General features: G+C 56.4%; 1 tRNA gene. It reads right to left on the reverse strand.

Going from position 1 to position 202, the window contains the following annotated elements:
* Window positions 1–93: 93 nt before the first annotated feature.
* Window positions 94–169, reverse strand: a tRNA-Glu gene (locus Xbed_RS19290).
* Between the last annotated feature and the right edge of the window lie 33 nt (window positions 170–202).

The raw sequence follows: 202 nt of genomic DNA on the forward strand, positions 1-202 counted from the left end.
GATTGTTAAAGAGCACATACTGCTAAACCCACTGTCACCAGTTCGTTTAGCACTATCTTGCGGCACCGGCTTTCACCCAGGGCCTGAGCAGAATGGCGTCCCCTAGGGGATTCGACCCCCTGTTACCGCCGTGAAAGGGCGGTGTCCTAGGCCTCTAGACGAAGGGGACATCAGGTCTTCTTCGCAGACGCGCTGCTCATGT

It is taken from the genome of Xenorhabdus beddingii (assembly GCF_002127545.1).
Lineage (GTDB): Bacteria > Pseudomonadota > Gammaproteobacteria > Enterobacterales > Enterobacteriaceae > Xenorhabdus > Xenorhabdus beddingii.